Origin of the sequence: Thioalkalivibrio sp. ALE28 (assembly GCF_000377425.1) — a bacterium.
Lineage (GTDB): Bacteria > Pseudomonadota > Gammaproteobacteria > Ectothiorhodospirales > Ectothiorhodospiraceae > Thioalkalivibrio.
In genome coordinates this window covers 1-16,528 of record NZ_KB898114.1, presented here as the reverse complement: position 1 = coordinate 16,528, position 16,528 = coordinate 1, and the positions used below count along the sequence as shown (strand labels likewise).

Annotated in this window: 15 protein-coding genes; 2 read left to right on the top strand and 13 right to left on the bottom strand. The window is 70.0% G+C overall.

The window, feature by feature from the left end; translation table 11 throughout:
• Window positions 1-92: 92 nt before the first annotated feature.
• From D105_RS0113710 to D105_RS0113655, 12 genes are all read right to left on the bottom strand, one after another.
• Window positions 93-821, bottom strand: coding sequence for a glycosyltransferase family 2 protein (locus tag D105_RS0113710; RefSeq protein ID WP_018878778.1), 729 nt, complete (start codon window positions 819-821; stop codon window positions 93-95).
• Window positions 822-828: 7 nt separating this feature from the next.
• Window positions 829-1,551 (bottom strand): 3-oxoacyl-ACP reductase FabG, encoded by a 723-nt coding sequence (fabG, locus tag D105_RS0113705; protein WP_018878777.1) that lies wholly within the window; start codon window positions 1,549-1,551, stop codon window positions 829-831.
• Window positions 1,548-2,009: a hypothetical protein gene (locus D105_RS0113700; protein ID WP_018865753.1), complete on the bottom strand. Its 462-nt coding sequence runs from the start codon at window positions 2,007-2,009 to the stop codon at window positions 1,548-1,550. The genes fabG and D105_RS0113700 overlap by 4 nt, the downstream gene beginning before the upstream one ends.
• A 31-nt stretch (window positions 2,010-2,040) precedes the next feature.
• Window positions 2,041-2,820, bottom strand: a complete 780-nt coding sequence (locus tag D105_RS0113695; protein ID WP_018878776.1) for a beta-ketoacyl synthase chain length factor — start codon at window positions 2,818-2,820, stop codon at window positions 2,041-2,043.
• On the bottom strand, window positions 2,817-4,004 hold the full coding sequence (locus D105_RS0113690; protein WP_018878775.1) for a beta-ketoacyl-ACP synthase: 1,188 nt from the start codon (window positions 4,002-4,004) through the stop codon (window positions 2,817-2,819). Before D105_RS0113690 ends, D105_RS0113695 begins: the two co-directional genes overlap by 4 nt.
• Window positions 4,005-4,073: 69 nt before the next feature.
• Window positions 4,074-6,458, bottom strand: coding sequence for an MMPL family transporter (locus D105_RS0113685; RefSeq protein ID WP_018878774.1), 2,385 nt, complete (start codon window positions 6,456-6,458; stop codon window positions 4,074-4,076).
• A gap of 14 nt (window positions 6,459-6,472) precedes the next feature.
• Window positions 6,473-7,018 carry a LolA-related protein gene (locus D105_RS0113680; protein ID WP_038028317.1) on the bottom strand — a complete coding sequence of 182 codons (546 nt, stop codon included), beginning with the start codon at window positions 7,016-7,018 and terminating at the stop codon, window positions 6,473-6,475.
• 58 nt (window positions 7,019-7,076) lie between these two features.
• Complete coding sequence (locus D105_RS0113675; protein WP_018865748.1) at window positions 7,077-7,976, bottom strand: lipid A biosynthesis acyltransferase; 900 nt, start codon at window positions 7,974-7,976, stop codon at window positions 7,077-7,079.
• Entirely contained in the window at window positions 7,973-8,308 is a 336-nt protein-coding gene (locus D105_RS0113670) for a hypothetical protein (RefSeq protein WP_026279161.1), read from the bottom strand. The genes D105_RS0113675 and D105_RS0113670 overlap by 4 nt, the downstream gene beginning before the upstream one ends.
• A 14-nt stretch (window positions 8,309-8,322) precedes the next feature.
• A complete protein-coding gene (locus D105_RS0113665; protein WP_018865746.1) occupies window positions 8,323-9,651 on the bottom strand; it encodes an AMP-binding protein in 1,329 nt (442 codons plus the stop codon).
• A gap of 17 nt (window positions 9,652-9,668) precedes the next feature.
• Window positions 9,669-10,283, bottom strand: coding sequence for a hypothetical protein (locus D105_RS0113660; protein WP_018878773.1), 615 nt, complete (start codon window positions 10,281-10,283; stop codon window positions 9,669-9,671).
• A complete protein-coding gene (locus tag D105_RS0113655; RefSeq protein ID WP_026279160.1) occupies window positions 10,280-10,552 on the bottom strand; it encodes a phosphopantetheine-binding protein in 273 nt (90 codons plus the stop codon). The genes D105_RS0113660 and D105_RS0113655 overlap by 4 nt, the downstream gene beginning before the upstream one ends.
• A gap of 173 nt (window positions 10,553-10,725) precedes the next feature.
• Between D105_RS0113655 and D105_RS0113650 the strand changes: the two genes are divergently transcribed.
• Together D105_RS0113650 and D105_RS0113645 are read left to right on the top strand one after the other, a co-directional pair.
• Window positions 10,726-12,084 (top strand): NAD(P)/FAD-dependent oxidoreductase, encoded by a 1,359-nt coding sequence (locus tag D105_RS0113650; RefSeq protein ID WP_018878772.1) that lies wholly within the window; start codon window positions 10,726-10,728, stop codon window positions 12,082-12,084.
• Between the two features lie 10 nt (window positions 12,085-12,094).
• Window positions 12,095-12,766: a YdcF family protein gene (locus D105_RS0113645; protein ID WP_018878771.1), complete on the top strand. Its 672-nt coding sequence runs from the start codon at window positions 12,095-12,097 to the stop codon at window positions 12,764-12,766.
• 244 nt (window positions 12,767-13,010) lie between these two features.
• On the opposite strand, the gene D105_RS0113640 is transcribed toward D105_RS0113645, so the two are convergent.
• Complete coding sequence (locus D105_RS0113640; RefSeq protein ID WP_018878770.1) at window positions 13,011-15,788, bottom strand: valine--tRNA ligase; 2,778 nt, start codon at window positions 15,786-15,788, stop codon at window positions 13,011-13,013.
• Window positions 15,789-16,528 lie beyond the last annotated feature (740 nt).

Genomic DNA, 16,528 nt, shown 5'->3' with positions numbered 1-16,528 from the left:
CTTGCGGGTAGAACCACTACCCGCTGCACGACGCGCCTTGTCTCGGAAAACAGGGGGCACCAACGCGGACGTGCGATTCAATCAGCGTCTCCCTAACGGCGGATCACGCCCAGCGAACGCAGCAGCCCCAGCGGGCGCATTCCGCGGCGCAGCAGGCGGCCGGCAACCATGGCGATGATCCGCAGGGTATCCGCGGTCGGCCGGTAGTGGCTGGGGCGGTGGTTTTCCGGGTAGATGCAGCGTACCGGGACCACCCGTGCCGGGAATCCCAGGCGTTCGGCGACGATCAGGGCCTCGCTCTCGAACACGAAGCCGCGGGCCCGGTGGTGGGCCAGGTCCAGGCGCCGCAGCAGGGCGGCCGGGTAGATGCGGAAGCCGGATTGGGAGTCCCGTAGGGGCTGCCCGGAGGCCCAGGCAATCCAGAAGTCGGCCATGCGGTTGCCGAACAGGCGCAGCGGCGGGGTGTGCTCGCGGCCCTTGAGGCGTGCGCCCAGGACCAGCCGGTTCGGCGTCTCGTGCCACGCGGCGACCAGCGCGGGGATCTCGGTGGTGTCGTGCTGGCCGTCGGCATCCAGGGTCACCACCGCCTCGGCGCCGGTGGCCAGGGCATGCTGCATCCCGGCCCACAGGGCGCTGGCCTTGCCACTGTTCTCGTCCATGCGCAGGACTTCGGCCTGATCCTCGATCAGGCGGGCGGTGGCGTCCTCGGAGCCGTCGTCCACTACGATCACCCGGTCCACCTGCGCGCGGGCGCCGGCCACCACCGCTTCGATGGTGGCCGCCTCGTTGTGGGCGGGGATCAGGGCGACGACCGTGCTCATGGAGGCGTCAGGCGAGGGCGCCGTTGACACCGATCACCTGGCCGGAGACGTAACTGGCTGCGTCGCTGGCCAGGAAGCCGACCACGCCCGCGACCTCCTCGGGCCGGCCGGCGCGGCGCATCGGCACCAGATTGCGGATATGTTCGGCATCGAAGCTTCCCTCGCTCATGGGGCTCTCGATGATGCCGGGGGCGACCGCGTTGGCGGTAATGCCGCGCGAGGCGACCTCCTGGGCCAGCGAGCGGATGGCGCCGTGCAGGCCGGCCTTGGCCGCCGCGTAATTGGTCTGGCCGCGATTGCCGATCTGCCCGGCTACCGAGGAGATCGCGATCACCCGGCCCCAGCGGGTGGTGATCATCGGCAGCAGCAGCGGCTGGGTCACGTTGTAGAAGCCGTTGAGGCCGACATCGATCGGGCGGTCCCATTGTTCGCGGCGCATCCCGGCCAGTGGCGCGTCGTCGTGGATGCCGGCGTTGTGGACGAGGATCTGTACCGGCTGCTCGGCCGCGAGGGGTTCCAGCGTCTCGCGGCAGGCCCCCTCGTCGGTGATGTCGAATACCAGCACCCGGGCCTGGCCGCCATCGGCCCGGATGGCATCGGCGGTCGCCTCGGCCGCGGCGGCGTTGCGATGGGCATGCAGGATGACCTCGTGGCCGGCCATGGCCAGGGCGTGGCCGATGGCGGCGCCGATGGCGCCACTGCCGCCGGTAATCAGGGCGCGTGCAGTCACGGGCTGTCCTCGTCGTCGGCGGGTTGCAGGATGACGGTCGCGCGGGCGCTCAGCACCGGCTGTGCGCCCGCGCTTACGCGCAGGTCGTAGATGGAGCTGTTGCGGTCCGACAGGATGCAGTCCGCGTGGATCTCCAGTGCCGCTCCCAGGCTGTCGAGGCGACGGGTCTGCAGCTGCAGATCCCGCACCGCCGCCAGATAGCCGGCGCGCGCCGGCCCGGCATCGGCCAGCAGGGCGCCGTGCACGGCCATGCCCTGGGCGCCGTATTCCAGCGCCGCCAGGGCATGCAGCCCGGCCTCGCCGCGCAGCGGGTTGGCCGGGTCGCGGTGGCTTTCGGCACGGCAATGGATGGTGGTGTCGGACCAGGCCTCCACCGTATCCAGCAGACACATTGCGCCGGCATGCGGCAGCAGCCGGCAGATGGCCTCGTGATCCAGGGTCTCGGGTCGGGATGACATGCGCGGGATCTTCCTGATCCGGGCGGATGGTTCAGGGCCCGACCCGGATGTTCAGGGACCGGCCCAGCGGCGCCTCAAGCGTAACATTTCCGGGCGTGCCCCGGACCAGCCGTTCCAGCAGGGGCAGGGCGCGCGCGGCCGGATTGCTCGCGCGCAGCGCCTCCAGGTCATCACTGTGGCAGGGGTCGGCCGCGGCCGGCCCTCCGAGGTCGAGCTGCAGCTGCCAGGGTGCGCCGTCCACCGGGCCCAGGCGCAGGGCCACGGCAAAGGGGTGATGGATGGGCCGCACGTGGATGAAGCTGTCCATGGACGGCACGTCGTAGCAGGCCAGCAGGACGTCGCCGCCCTCGTCCAGCTGCAGTGTCGCGGCCTCCAGCAGCCCCGCGGCCAGGCTGGCGTTGTAGCCGGACAGCGCCGTGGCCGGCGCCGGGTTGCGGGTCGCGATCGACCAGTTGCCGGCCGGGGCATTGTGCACCGAGTTGTGAAACTGCACCGGCGACACTACCGGCTCCGGCTGGGTCAGGGCATCGCAGATGCGGTCGATGATGTCCATGTCGCCGGAGGATGACGCGAACACGCTGCGCAGCCGGCTGCGATCGGCCCCTTCGGTGGCCTCTTCCGCGACCTTCAGGGCGAGGCGGATGGTGGCGGTGGTGCGTCGGCGCTCGTTGGCCGGAAGCAGCCCGGGCGGAGGGACGTGGACCTCGCGGCTCGCCAGCGGGGTCTCGCCGGCCAGCACGGGGCGGGCACTGGCGAAGTCGTCCAGTCCCGGGCCCAGCAGCCCCACGGCATGGAGTCCAATGGCCTTCATGGCGCGGCCTCCAGCAGCAGGCTGCAGTTGTTGCCGCCAAAGCCGAAGGCATTCACCAGTACCCGTTGTACCGGGCGCGGTTCCGCCTCGCCGCGGGCCTCGAGGTCCAGTTGCGGATCCAGCATCTTCAGGCCGGCCGTGGGTGGCACAAAGCCGCCGTCCAGACTGGCCAGGGCCTGGGCCACGCCCACCGCGCCGGCGGCGCCCAGGGTGTGTCCGGTCAGACCCTTGGTGCCCACGGCGCGCGGGCGCGGCCCCAGGCTGCGCACCAGGGCGCGGGCCTCGGCGCCGTCGTTGGCCGGGGTTGCGGTGGCATGCATCAGCACGTAGTCGATCTCGTCGCCCCGCCGTCCGCCGCGCTCCAGCGCCTGTTGCAAGGCGGTCGCGGCCCCCAGGCCCTCGGGGTGCGGGGCGGACATGTGGTGGGCGTCGCTGGATTCGCCGTGACCGGTCAGCCGTGGTCCCGTGGTATCCGGCGAGGGGCGTTCCAGCAGGAAGAAGCCGGCGGCCTCGCCAATCGAGATCCCGGCGCGGTCGCGGTCCAGCGGGGTGCAGGGCTGCGCGGCCACCAGTTGCAGGGCATTGAAGCCATACAGCGTCATGCCGCACAGGCTGTCGACACCGCCGACCACGGCCGCGTCGCAAAGCCCCGCGGCCATGTAGCGACGGGCATCGGCGAAGACCTTGGCGCTGGACGAGCAGGCGGTGGAGACCACCAGGGCCGGCCCCGACAGGCCGAAGCGGGTGGCGACGAAATCGGCCAGCGAGAACATGTTCTGGGTGTGCTGGTAGTCGTAATCCGGGGGCAGGGCCCCGGTCTGCGGGTCGCGCCGGTGGTAGGCGGCCTCGGTGGCGGCGATGCCCGAGGTGCTGGTGCCCAGCAGCACGGCCACCCGATCGGCGCCGTAGCGCGCAACGGCCGCCGCCACCGCGTCGGCGAAGCCATCCTGGCGCAGGCCCAGTTCGGCGAGCTGGTTGTTGCGGCACTGAAACGGGGCGAGCTCGCCTTCCAGGGTGATGGCCTCCACGCCGGGCACGCGGCCGATGTGGGTGTCCAGACTCACGCTTTCCAGATCGCAGGGGCGCAGCCCGCTGACCCCGTTGCGCAGGGCCTCGGCGTTGGCGGCGATCCCGGTTCCGGCAGCGCTTGTCAGGGTGTGGGCGGTGATGACCAGTGGGTCCATGGGGCGTGTTCTGTGGATAGTGGCCGGAGGCGATTCCGGGTGGATGGGTGTCAGGCGGCCTCGCCTGGATCAGCGTTTTCCTAGGTTGACCTCGGGCGCCAGCAGGGCCGCCGCGAGGAAGGAAAATACCACGCCCAGCACCACCGTGAGGCCCAGGGCCTGCAGGACCGGAAGGCTGGAAAGGGCCAGCAGCCCGAACACCACCAGGGTCGACAGCGCGCAGACGCCGACCGAGCGCAGGTTGCGCAGGCGCGCCGCGGCATCCCGCAGGGGGCGGCTGAAGAACACCGCGTAGTCCAGACACAGCCCGGCGATCAGCAGCAGCGCGATCAGGTGGAACAGCGACAGCCGGACGCCCAGCAGGATCAGTGCGGCCAGGGTCAGCAGCAAGCCGGTGCCGACGGCCGTCAGGATACGCAGGCTGCGCCCCGGGGCCCGAGTGGCGACCAGCAGCAAGAGCGCGACGGCCACCAGACCCAGCGCCAGGCGCTGCAGGGCCTCGTCGCGGAAGCCGATGACCAGTTCCTCGGAGGCCCGGAAGAAATCGATGTGGTGCACGCCTGCGCCGTTCCCCTCCCGTTCCGACAGGTCGGCCCGCGGGATGTCCGCGGCCCAGCGCGCCAGGGCCTCGTCATCCCGGACCCCTTGCAGGCGGACCCAGGCGGTCCAGCCCTGGCCGTCCTCGTGTGGCTGAAGCAGGGGGTCGAGCGCGTTGCGCAGGGGGCCGTCCGGCAGGGTCTCCGGGGCCAGAAGTGCCTGCTCGCGAGCCGCCGAGATGTCCTCCACAAAGGGTGCGAAGGCCCCCTCGCGGAACCCGAGATCCGCGCTCGCCGCTGCCAGGCGTTCGCGCAGGTCATCGGGGTGCGGCAGCGCGGCCTGGCGTTGTTGCTGGCGCTGCCGGCTTGGCAGTACCTCGGCGGGGTGGCCGAAGCCGTCCACGAGCCCGGACGCGCGCAGGGCTTCCAGCTCCGGGACCAGGGCCTCGCTGGCGCGCAGGGCTCGTTCCGCGGAGTCGGCAGTGATCAGCAGGGCGTGGCGGACGTCCGGTAGCCCCAGTGCGCCCCGCAGCTCCTGGTCCAGCGTGACCTGCTCCTCCGGCACCGGGTGCAGCGCGGACAGGCGGTCTTCCCACGGAAAGGGATCGGCGCTCGCCACCACGGCGACCGCGGCCAGGGCCAGCAGGGCGACGCCCCAGCGGGCCAGCGCCGGGGGGTGCGCGAGCGCGACCGGGACCGGCAGCCTCGGAGCCGGCAGGCCCTCGCGCTGCAACCGGGCGGGTACCAGGACCGGCAGGACCCAGCGGGTGGTCACGGCGGCCACGGCCACTCCGGTCAGCACGAAGAGTCCCAGCTGCGCCATGCCGGAGAAGCCGGTGAGGGCCATCAGGGCAAACACCAGCACGGTGCTGCCAGCGCCCAGGGCGATCACGGGCCCCAGTTCGCGCGCGGCCTGCGCCAGGCGTGCGTCCCCGAGGTGCGGGCTGTCGCGCCGCTGCGCATGGGCGAACAGGTGCAAGGGGTAGTCCAGGGCGATCCCCAGCACGGTGATGCCGAAGGCCAGCGCGATCCCGTGCAGGTGCCCGAAGACCGTAGTGACCACCGCCGCCGCGATCAGGATGCCGCTCGCCAGCGGTACGGCCGCCAGCCAGACCGGATGCGGGTGGCGGAACACCGCCAGCAGCAGGAGGGCCAGGGCGATACTGGCGCCGGTGGTGATCCAGGTGACCTCGCCTCGGATGGTGGCCCGCGATTCCACCGCGATGACCGCCGGGCCGGCGATCTGCAGGCGCAGCTCCGGCGGGTCGAGGTCGGCGAAGGCGGTGCGCGTGCGTTCGATCAGGGCCGCCTGGGCGTCCAGGTCCATGCCGTCGGCGGTGCTGCGCAGCACCAGCAGCGTCCGTTCACGATCGGGGGTCACCCAGACCCCGTCCGGCCCGGTCGTTGCCCGGCCGCCGGTGGTGGCGAGCTGCTCCAGAACGACCCGAGTCTCGGCGGTGGGGTCGCGCGGGATCAGTTCCCGGGGCAGCTCCGGGACGGCGCTGGAGAGGTCATCGCGGCGCGCCTGCAGGTGTTCGCGCAGGGCATCCTGGCTGAAGGCATCGGCATGGATCTGCGGGCTCAGCAGGTAGCGATGTTCGATCAGGAATTCCAGGGCCGGGTCGTCGGGGTCCAGGCGGCCGTTGTGGACGCCCGCCACGTCCGGGACATCCTCCAGAGCGGCGACCAGGGCATCGCTGGCCGCGGCCCGATCGCGCGCCTCGCCCCCGGCGATCGCCAGCAGCAGCATACGTCCGGCCGGGCCGGCCCCGGGATCCAGCACGATGCCGTCGGCGCTGATCGGGTCCGGGGCAAAGCCCTGCAGGTCGGTAACCAGTTCGCCGCGCAGGGCCAGCGTGAGCGTGGCCAGCGTGAGCGCGGCCAGCCACAGGCCCAGGGCGATGCGGGACGGGCACATCAATCAGTGTTTCCCTAGTCCGCGTACTGCGGCGGCTCGAAGCGCATGTGGCTTTGGTGTCCGCCGGACTCGACCGTGATCAGTTCGCGTAGTTCGTCGCCGGCGCCGGTCAGGGTCAGTTCGGGGACCATGCGGCGCAGGGCGCGGTCCCGTGGGACGAGCTCCAGGGTCCAGGCCTCCATGTCGCCCGTCAGCTCGATCTCGAAATCGGCCTCCAGTTGCTCGCGGTCGCCGTTCAGCAGGGCGCGGAACAGGCCGGTCAGGGTGGCCAGGGCGGGCTGTTCGTTCAGGTCGATCTCGCGGCTGGAGCCACGCCGTTCCAGGGTGAGGGTGTCGCCCTCGATGTGCACGGTCTCGCCCCGCGGGCCGTCGACCTGGCGGGTAAGGGTATCGGGGGGCTCGAAGGCCAGCGAGCCCGAACGTATCTCCGGGAACTCCAGCATCGGATCGTCGCGGCGCTCCTCGAACGCGAGGGTCGCTGCCCGCTCGGTGGTCAGGGCTTCCAGCAATGCGCCGAGGGTGTCGTTGGCCAGGGCCGATACAGGGGCGAGAAGACCCAAGGCCAGGATCAGCGTGATGCCGGACTGGCGGATACGCGGGCCAAGGCCGTGGCCTCGCCTATTTGGATGCATCGTCCCAGAAGTCATAGAAATTGAACCAGTTGTAGGGGGCTTCGCGTACCCGCGCCGCGAGGCGGTCGGCATAGCGCTGTACCCACTGGGCCAGGATCTCGTCACGCTGCCCGCGCGGGGCGTCGAGGGTCTCGGCGAAGGGTTCGAAGACGATATCGTAGCGGTTGCCGCCGCGATAGAGCCCGAAGCACAGGATCACCGGGACCTTGAGTACCGCGGCCAGCAGCAACGGCCCCTGGGGGAACAGCGCGGTGTCGCCGAGGAAGTCGCAGGCGACCATCTTGTCGCTCTCGGCGACGCGGTCGCCCAGGGTGGCGATCAGTTCCCCGCGATCCAGGCATTCGCGGGCCTGGATCAAGGTCTCGGTACGCCCCAGCGGGATCACCGACGCGGCCACTTCGGGATTCAGCGCCTCCAGGACCTGGGTGATGCTCTGATTGTGGTCGCTGTACATCAGGACCCGCACCGGGAAGTCGTACTTGCCCACCGCCAGGGCGCGCAGGGCCTCGAAGCTGCCGAGGTGCGCGCCCAGCAGGATCGCGCCGCGGCCGCTGTCCACGTGTTCGAGGAAGGTCTCGCGGTTGTGGACCCGGATATCGAGGCAGGCATCCTGCCCGGCGAGCAGGAAGACCCGGTCGAGGATCACTGCGGCGAAGCTGTGCAGGTGGCGCGCCAGGTCCGCCAGCCGCGGCTCGCGCTGCAGCGCCCGGCGCAGGTAATTGCGACTGTGCCGCCGCGACTGCGGCGCGAACAGCAGGAAATACGCGGTGATCGGGTACAGCAGCGCGCGGCTGGCCCGGCGCCCGAGATTGAGGGCCACCCACAGGATGATGCGCAGGGCCAGCGGCGAGCCCCGTTCCGCCTGCTGGAACCAGGCGCGGCTCATGGATCCGGGGTGTCGTGGAGCGTGACCAGCTGGCCGGAACAGAAGGTGACCGGCGGATCGCCCTCGGCGGCCACGACGCGAAACCCCTGCCGCCCGCCACGACCGGGCGGGTCGATCTCGATGCGAAACGCGGCCTCCGGTGTCAGCGGCGCGAGGAACTTGACCTGCGGGAGGGCCGCGACCGGTCCGAGACCGTGGGCCCGCGCGACCGCTGCCACCTGATCGAGGATTACCACGCCGGGGACCACCGGGTGGCCGGGAAAATGCCCGGGCAGGGACGGGTGCTCGGCCCCGATGCGGCGGATGGTGGACTGGACGGCCGGCGGTTGCATGGGGCGGCGCGCCGTCAGGCGCACTGGCCGTGGTGGGCGAGCAGGTCCAGCAGGACCTGACGCGGCAGCTTGCCGGTGGCCGAGCGCGGCAGGTGGTCAACCCGCACCAGTGGGCGCGGCAGGAACAGCGGGTCCATGCAGTCGGCCAGTGCCGCCTGGATCTCGGCCTCGCTGCGTTTCGGGGCGACCACCAGGGCCGCCAGGCGGGTGACGCCGTGCGTGTCCGATTCGGGATCCGGAGGGATGAAGACGCCGTCGAGCACCCCGGGGATGGCATTCAGGCGCCGGTTCAAATCGGCCAGCGAGGCGCGCTTGCCGGCAATATTCAGTTGATCGGCGAGACGGCCCTCCATGCGGAAAAGGCGCGTGTCCTGCACCTCGATATGGTCCGGAAGCGGCACCGGCTCGGGGTGTTGCGGGCCCCGGACCCACGCGCGCCCGGTGTCTCCGGGATGGATCTCTACCCCGGGATAGGTGGTCCAGGCGGACTCGCGGGTCGTGCGGCGCGTGGCGATGGCCCCCGCCTCGGTGCAGCCGTAGATCTCGTCGAGGGGGCAGCCGAAGACCCGCTCGGCCCGGGCGGCGGTATCCGGGGACAGCGGCGCAGTGGCGCAGAGGATGCGGGTCGGTGACGGCCACTCGAGGCCGGCGCGCAGGCAGGCCTTCAGGTGGAAGGGCGTGGTCACCAGCACCGCCGGGGCGCTGTCGGCCAGCGCCGTGCGCACGTCCTCGGGGTAGAACGGGCGTCCGGCCAGCAGCGTGGTGTGCCCCAGCAGGGCATACAGCACGGTCGATTCCAGGCCGTACATATGCTGTGGCGGTACCGTGCCGACCAGGGTGGGGCCGGGGTGGCCCGCCAGGTCGAGGGCCTCCAGGGCCTGGGCGGTGACCGCATGCAGGGCCGTCCAGCTGCGGGCGTGCGCCGTGGGCGTGCCAGTACTGCCGGAGGAGAACGCCAGGACGGCGGTCTGCTCGCCAGGGATCGCGGGCACGGGGCCCATGGCCTCGCCCGCCTCGCCGCGGGCGGCGACGCGCAGGACCGGGATGGCGATCTCGGCGTCCGGGCCGTCCACCAGGGCGATGGCATCCGGATACTGGCCGGCGATCTCGGCCAGGGTCGTGCGGCCGCGGTTGGGCGGCAGCAGGTTGGTCTGACCCCGCAGCAGGATCGCGGCAAAGGCGACCGCGAAGTGGTAGCGGTCCTGGCACAGATTGAAGGCCGCGCGGGCCGGCGGCAGTTGCGCGGCCAGCGCCTGCACGTCGGCGAGGAACGCCGCGCGCGAGACCCGGCGATCCCCGATCCGGGCCAGCGGTTCCGGGGCTTCGGCAATCAGCGGCCGCATGTCCGTTGTCGGGTCCGTCACGGGTGCCTCAGCATCCGGTGGTGATCGACCCGCGCGAGCTCGATCAGGTAGGCCAGGAAACCGCTGCGCGGCTCGTCGCGCAGCAGCCAGAGGCGCAGCGGGTACTCCAGCAGGAACAGGCTGGCCAGCAGCAGGTAGTTAATTCCGTTGGCGAACAGCGCCCAGGTCGTTGCGGAGGCGAACAATGCCAGCCAGGCGGAGACCAGGGCGAGGACACCGCACAGCAGCGCCCAGGCAATGGTCAGATTGCGCGTGTAGCGATGCACCGCGGGGGTGTCGGAGGCGCCCATGGCCAGGGCGTAGCGGGTGATCAGCGGCGTGGAGCCGGGGCGCAGCGAGCGCGCGAACAGCCACGCCAGCAGCCCCATGATCAGGACCGGTATGGCGTACAGCAGCCAGGTTCCGGCGCCAAGGGTCAGTAACAGCGCGACGGCGGCGGCCTGCGCCAGGACCAGCGCGGCCCGCCCGGCGGGCCCCAGGGCCCCCCAGCTCGCCACCAGGATCAGCACGGCCAGGATCGCCAGTGGCAGCAAGGGGACCTCGAAGGCCACGCCGAACACGACCGCGACCGGATAGCACAGGGCCACGCTGGCGGCGAGCGGGGTGTTCACGACGCGGCTCGGTTCGCCTCGATGTGGGCGCTCAGGGCGCGCAGGGATGCAAAGATCTGGCGGTTGTTCTCGTCGTCGGAACGGATCTGGACGCCGTAGGCGCGCGAGATCGCCAGGGCCAGTTCCAGGGCGTCGATGGAGTCCAGACCCAGCCCGTCGCGGAACAGGGCGTCTTCCGGCTCGATCTCCCCCGCCGTCACGTCCTCCAGATTGAGACTGTCGACGATCAGTTGGGCGACTTCCTGTTCGAACGCTGTTTGCGATGCCACGTGTTCCCCCGGGGTGTCGTGATGTGCGGTTTTGTGACCGCCCGCGAACTTCCACTTCGCGTGGCGGTCACCCTGCTGGGCGCCGATGATACCCACACCTTGGGGGTCGTGGTACCCTCGCGACCGGTTCGGGTCGCCGTTTTGGGCGCCCGGATGGCCAGTGGAGACAGCATTTGAAACAAGCGGTAGAGAACGCGGGAACGGACGGTCGCTGTCAGGTACTGGTCATTGGCGGCGGTCCGGCCGGTTCCACCGTTGCCTCCCGGCTGGCGCAGAAGGGTCGCGACGTGGTGCTGCTGGAGAAGGCCCGGCATCCGCGTTTCCACATCGGCGAATCCCTGCTGCCGATGAACATGCCGCTGTTCGAGGAGCTGGGGATTGCCGACGCGGTCGCGACCCTCGGCATCCCCAAGCACGGGGCCGAGTTCACCATCCCCGAGGCGCCCGATGCGCCGCGCACCTACTACTTCGAACGTGCCCTGAACGACGATACCCCCGCCTCGGCCTACGAGGTGCGGCGTTCGGAGTTCGATCACCTGCTGTTGGAGAACAGCGCGCGCCTGGGGGTCCGGGTGCTGGAGGAGGTGACGGTCTCGGATGTGGCCCTGGCCGACCCGGCGAACGGCGGGACCCAGCAGGTGACCGCGCGCGACGCGGCCGGGAACACGCTGGAGTTCGAGGCCGACTTCGTGGTCGATGCCTCCGGGCGCGATACCTTCCTGGCGCGCCGCCTCGATCTGAAGACGCGCAACGCGGAGCACAACAGCGCAGCCATCTTCGGCCACTTCAATAATGTGCCGCGGCGTCCCGGGCGGGATGCCGGCAACATCAGTATCTACTGGTTCCAGCATGGCTGGATCTGGATGATCCCGCTGCGTGACGGTGCGATGAGCGTGGGCGCGGTGTGCTTTCCGGAATACCTGAAGACGCGCAGGACCAAGCCGGAGGCGTTCCTGTGGGAGACGCTGAAGCTGTGTCCCCCGGCGTTCGAGCGCATGCAGGGCGCGGAACTGGCCGGTCCGGTGAATGCGACCGGCAATTTCTCCTACCGCTCGCGTCAGGCCCATGGCCCGGGCTACCTGCTGGTGGGCGATGCCTTTACCTTTGTCGACCCGGTGTTCTCCAGCGGGGTCTATATCGCGATGTCGGGGGGCTTCCGCGCCGCGGACGCGGTGGACCGCTGCCTCGCGCGCCCGGTGCGCGCCGGACGCTACCTGCGTGCGTTCGAGCGCGACGTTCGCCGGGGCGTGCGCCGCTTCTCCTGGCTGATCTACCGCTTCAACAGCCCGGTGATGCGCAAGCTGTTCATGGGGCCGCGCAACACCCTGGGCATGGAGCAGGCGGTGATCTCCCTGCTGGCCGGCGATGTCTACCGCAACACCCGCGTGCAGTGGTCGCTGCGCGCCTTCAAGGCCGTGTACTACACCCAGATGGCGCTGAATCTGCCACGGGCCCTGCACTTCTGGGCGCGGCGCCGGCGCAACGCGCGGCTGCGTTTCACCGGCGGCACGACCCCCGAAGACGAGGCCTGAGCGGACTCGCGTGGGTGCGGCACGGGTCGGACTGCGGCGCATCGGCGCGGATGGCCTGGCGACCTTCGCGCTGTCGAACCTGATCATCCTGGCAACCGGCGGCCTCTCCTGGCTGCTGCTGTGGACCCATGCCCTGCGCTGGTCACGACAGCTTCGCTGCCCCGGAAGGGGCCGGTGCATCCTCGTGCTGGGGCAGCAACTGGAGGCCGGGGCGCCAGGTCCGGGGTACCGTCTGCGCCTGTTGCGCGCGGTGCGGCTGGCGCGGCGCAACCCCGAGGCCCGGATCCTCGTGCTGGGCGGGCAGACGTCCCCGCAGGGCCCGACCGAGGCCGCCGCGGGCGCCGCATTTCTGCGCCGCCACGGCATTGCGGCCGAGCGTATCCAGACGGAGGATGCCTCCCGGCACACCCTGGAGAACCTGCGCAATGCCCGTGACCTGCTGGCGCGGGAGCCGCATGACGGCGCGCCGCTGGTGCTGATTACCAGCCGCTTCCATCTCGCCCGGTCGGCGGCGATGGCGCGTGGCATGGGATTGCGCGTCTGCCCCTGTCCGGCCGAGCTGGGCTCGCGGGTGTCCGCGGCCCGACTGGCACGGGAGGCCTGGATGCTGCACTGGTACCACGTGGGCCGCGGCTTTGCCCGCCTCATCCGCCACCGCGGCATGCTCGAACGCATTAGCTGAGTTGTTCACCACGAAGCGCACGAAGGCACGAAGAAAACCGGAAAAACATCTACAGGAAGATGGGAAGACGGGAAGGGTTTACGGTGGTTGGCCTAGCTGTGCAGCGGGCTGCGCCCAAGGCGGTGGCATCTGGACAGCGCCTTTAGTCCCTGTTCGTTCTTCCGGTCTTCCCGACTTCCTGTTAAACGCCCTTCGCCCTTGACCTTCTTCGTGCCTTCGTGTGCTTCGTGGTGAATACAGGCCCTTACATCGCGCGGATGCGTTCGCGCTGGGCGGCGAGCTGGTCGCGGGTGGCGTGCATCTCGGCGACGCGGTCGCGTTCTTTTTGCACCACGTCGGCCGGGGCGCGGTCGACGAAGCTCGCGTTGGCAAGGCGCTTTTCGCTCTGCTCGAGGTTCTTGTCGAGCTTGCCGATCTCCTTGTCCAGGCGTGCCAGCTCGGCATCCTTGTCGATCAGCCCGGCCAGCGGGATCAGCAGCTGCATGTCGTCGACCAGGGCCATAGCCGATTCCGGCGCCTCGTCGGCCGCATCCAGCCAGGTGACGCTCTCGGGTTTCGCGAGGAATTCCAGCAGGCCGCGGTGGCGGGTGTAGCGTTCCTGGTCGGCGTCGGTCCAGTTCTTCACCAGTACCGGCAGCGGCTTGCCCGGGGCGATGTCCATCTCCGCGCGGATGCGGCGTAGCCCGGTGATGAAGTCCTTGACCCAGTCGAGCTCGGCGGTGGCGGTGGCATCACGCGGGAAGCCGTCCTGCGCCGGCCAGCGGCACTGCACCAGGAACTCGACGTCGTCGCCGATCCCGGCGTGTGGCTTCACACTGGTCCAGATCGCTTCGGTGATGAACGGCATCACCGGGTGCAGCAGGCGCAGCAGGGCCTCGAGCACGGTGACCAGCGTATTGCGCGTGGCGCGCTTGACCGCGTCCGGGGTGGCCTCGTCGTTCAGGACCGGCTTGGTCAGCTCCAGGTACCAGTCGCAGTAGTCGTGCCAGGTGAACTCGTAGAGCGTCTGCGCGGCGAGGTCGAAGCGGTAGGCATCGAGCTGCTGCGTGGCGGTCGCGGCGGTTTCGGCCAGGCGGTCGAGGATCCAGCGATCGGCCAGGGTGCGGTGTTCCGCCGTGTCGGTGGCCGCCGAGCAGTCGTGGCCCTCGACGTTCATCAGCACGAAGCGCGAGGCGTTCCACAGCTTGTTGCAGAAGTTGCGGTAGCCCTCGATGCGACCAAGGTCGAACTTGATGTCGCGCCCGGTGGTGGCGAGTGCCGCGAGGGTGAAGCGCAGGGCATCGGTGCCGAAGGCGGGGAAGCCGTCGGGGAAGGCCTTGCGCGTGGTCTTCTCGATCTTCTTCGCCATCTGCGGCTGCATCAGGCCCTGGGTGCGCTTGGCCACCAGGTCGTCGGCGCTGATGCCGTCGATCAGGTCGATCGGGTCGATCACGTTGCCCTTGGACTTGGACATCTTCTGGCCTTCCGAGTCGCGGATCAGGCCGGTGACGTAGACCTCGCGGAACGGCACATCCCCCATGAAGTGCTCGCCCATCATGATCATGCGGGCGACCCAGAAGAAGATGATGTCGAAGCCGGTGACCAGCACGCTGGTCGGGTAGAAGTCGCGCAGCTCCGGCGTCTGTTCCGGCCAGCCGAGGGTGGAGAACGGCCACAGCGCGGAGGAGAACCAGGTGTCGAGCACGTCCTCGTCCTGGGTCAGCACCACATCGGCCGCCAGCCCGTGCTTGTCGCGCACCTCGTCCTCGGAACGCCCCACAAAGACATTGCCATCGCTGTCGTACCAGGCCGGGATGCGGTGGCCCCACCAGATCTGGCGCGAGATGCACCAGTCCTCGATGTTGCGCATCCACTCGAAGTAGGTCTTCGACCAGTTCTCCGGCACGAAGCGGATGCGTCCATCCTCCACCGCCTGGATCGCCGGCTCGGCCAGCGGGCCGGCCTTCACATACCACTGGTCGGTCAGGTAGGGCTCGACCACGGTGCCGGAGCGGTCGCCGCGCGGGACCATCAGCTTGTGGTCGTCGATCTTCTCCAGCAGGCCTTCGGCCTCGAGATCCGCGACCACCTGCTTGCGGGCCTCATAGCGGTCCAGGCCCTGGTAGGCCTCCGGCACGTTTTCGTTCAGGCAGGCGTCGATGGTCAGGATGTTGATCACCGGCAGATCGTGGCGCTGGCCCATCGCGTAGTCGTTGAAGTCGTGCGCCGGGGTGATCTTCACGCAGCCGGAGCCGAACTCGGCCTCGACGTAGTCGTCGGCGATGATCGGGATCTCGCGCCCGACCAGCGGCAGGCGGATGGTCTGGCCGATCAGGTGCTGGTAGCGCTCGTCCTCCGGGTTTACGGCCACGGCGGTATCGCCCAGCATGGTCTCGGGGCGCGTGGTCGCGACGGTCAGGTGGCCCGAGCCGTCGGCCAGCGGATAGCGGAAGTGCCACAGGTGGCCGTTTTCCTCCTCCGACAGCACCTCCAGGTCGGACAGCGCGGTGTGCAGCACCGGGTCCCAATTGACCAGCCGCTTGCCGCGATAGATCAGGCCCTCTTCATGCAGGCGCACGAAGACCTCGCGCACCGCGTTGGACAGGCCGTCGTCCATGGTGAAGCGTTCGCGCGACCAGTCCACGGAATCGCCCAGCCGGCGCATCTGGCTCGTAATGGTGCCGCCGGATTGGTGTTTCCAGTCCCAGACGGCATCGAGGAAGGACTCGCGACCGAGGTCGTGGCGGCTCTTTTCCTGCGCGGCGAGCTGGCGCTCCACCACCATCTGGGTGGCGATCCCGGCGTGGTCGGTGCCGCCCTGCCACAGGGTGCGGTCGCCGTGCATCCGGCGGTAGCGGATCAGGGTGTCCATCAGGGTGTGCTGGAACGCATGCCCCATGTGCAGCGTGCCGGTCACGTTCGGCGGCGGCAGCAGGATGCAGTAGTTGGCCTCGCCCGACTCCGGCGGCGCGAAGATGTTCGCGGCCTCCCAGCGTTCATACTGGGTCTGCTCGATGCTCTTGGGGTCGAAGCTCTTGTCCATGATCGCGGGCGCGCTCGGGTCGGAATGTGGGGAAAGCCGCGCATTATAACGGCGCGGCGCGCTCATCGCCCGCTGTCCGCTATCGTCTTTACGTTGGTTATGTCTGGCCGCCTGCCCTGTTGTGGCTAGGCCTGGTTCGTCCTCCGGTGTTTACGTGCCTTCGGTCCGCAACCTGCCCGGCGCTGACTCGCCAGCGCGCCGCGAGGTCCTTTCTTGCTTGCCCAAGAAAGGACCCAAAGAAGGGCACCCGGATTTCGCCCGGGAACCTCGCTCCGGACGCGCTGGGCCGGCGGCGCTGAACTCGCTACGCCTTCGGCTCCGCTCAGACATCCAGCGCCTTCTCCCGGCCCATCACGCCCTCCGCGAGGGGCTCCATACGGGAGGCGAAGGTCAAAACAGAGGGTGTTCCCGCCCCCACAACACCACAACGCGCCCTGCCGCCTGAAAGCCCCCGGCGCCCGCTGCGCGGGCGCGGCACGCAACGGCTAACGGCCGAGCGTGCCCAAGATGTGCGAAGACCTAGCCATCCTCCACTGGCACGACCGTCGGGACGGCCGTTGTCTTGACCTTGACCCCCACCCGTTGTCGTCGCGCCGAGTGGAGAGGGTTTTCGCGGGGAAAAAGGCGCTGGATGTCTGAGCGAAGCGCAGCGTAGCGAGTTCAGCGCCGCCCGCGAAAAGCCTCGGAGCGAGGGAAACCCCGGCCCGCACAGCGCGGGCCGGGGTCGCGGCAGTCGGGCG

Excerpts from the sequence above, each read along its gene's own strand:
- D105_RS0113710 (WP_018878778.1), bottom strand. The coding sequence starts at position 821 with ATGAGCACGGTCGTCGCCCTGATCCCCGCCCACAACGAGGCGGCCACC.
- D105_RS0113700 (WP_018865753.1), bottom strand. The coding sequence starts at position 2,009 with ATGTCATCCCGACCCGAGACCCTGGATCACGAGGCCATCTGCCGGCTG.
- D105_RS0113695 (WP_018878776.1), bottom strand. The coding sequence starts at position 2,820 with ATGAAGGCCATTGGACTCCATGCCGTGGGGCTGCTGGGCCCGGGACTG.
- D105_RS0113690 (WP_018878775.1), bottom strand. The coding sequence starts at position 4,004 with ATGGACCCACTGGTCATCACCGCCCACACCCTGACAAGCGCTGCCGGA.
- D105_RS0113685 (WP_018878774.1), bottom strand. The coding sequence starts at position 6,458 with ATGTGCCCGTCCCGCATCGCCCTGGGCCTGTGGCTGGCCGCGCTCACG.
- D105_RS0113675 (WP_018865748.1), bottom strand. The coding sequence starts at position 7,976 with ATGAGCCGCGCCTGGTTCCAGCAGGCGGAACGGGGCTCGCCGCTGGCC.
- D105_RS0113670 (WP_026279161.1), bottom strand. The coding sequence starts at position 8,308 with ATGCAACCGCCGGCCGTCCAGTCCACCATCCGCCGCATCGGGGCCGAG.
- D105_RS0113665 (WP_018865746.1), bottom strand. The coding sequence starts at position 9,651 with ATGCGGCCGCTGATTGCCGAAGCCCCGGAACCGCTGGCCCGGATCGGG.
- D105_RS0113640 (WP_018878770.1), bottom strand. The coding sequence starts at position 15,788 with ATGGACAAGAGCTTCGACCCCAAGAGCATCGAGCAGACCCAGTATGAA.